At 47.9% G+C, this 664-nt stretch carries 1 protein-coding gene; it reads right to left on the bottom strand.

Going from position 1 to position 664, the window contains the following annotated elements; translation table 11 throughout:
- Positions 1 to 467 (bottom strand): hypothetical protein (locus HAPAU_RS19445; RefSeq protein WP_245634279.1); only part of this gene is annotated, 467 nt, incomplete at its 3' end.
- Positions 468 to 664: the final 197 nt, after the last annotated feature.

Raw genomic sequence — 664 nt, 5'->3', positions numbered from 1 at the left:
TCACGCAGCCACTCCACGTCCAAGTAAAGTGCGGCTCGACGGACGTCGCACTCATCATAAAGGGCGAATTTGAATTCCTCAACTGCTTCGAAGAACTCCTCGGCATCTGCCTCATGAATTGCTTGGTTGAATGCAGGGACAAGGGCTCGTAATTCCTCAGCGAGAACCTCCCTGTCGGTCGTCTCAACGATGACACTGAGTTCGAGCGTTCCCTTGTGGAACGTGAGCTCTTTCACATGAACGACATCGCTGTCGAGTTCGAACTCCTCACGATCGAATCCGGGAATGCCTTCGTAGTCTTCTTCCTCTTCGTCTTTATGTTTCTTCGAGTCTCGTTTCTTATGCCTGTTCGTTTCTGATTTCGTGTGGTCATCCTCGCTGTCGTGCGCTAGGGTAGCGCTGGAGTAGCCGGCGAGGCCAGTTGCGAGCATGGTACCAGTTCCGATGAGCATCTGTCGACGCTTCATACATTACCTATCAAACCAGATATGTGTAGTTATTATGATTATAAAATATTGTATCAGAAGTGATGTCCTCTGAGAAGGGAAACCCGTCTTAGATTATATTACCTGTCAGAGCCACCGATTAGGGGTTAAATAATGACTGTTTTCTAAAAATCACTATTGTCTCTACGTCCCCAAAGGCAAGCACACATCTGGAAATG

Source organism: Halalkalicoccus paucihalophilus, assembly GCF_001593955.1.
GTDB lineage: Archaea > Halobacteriota > Halobacteria > Halobacteriales > Halalkalicoccaceae > Halalkalicoccus > Halalkalicoccus paucihalophilus.
This window is presented reverse-complemented; position numbering and strand designations above follow the sequence as displayed.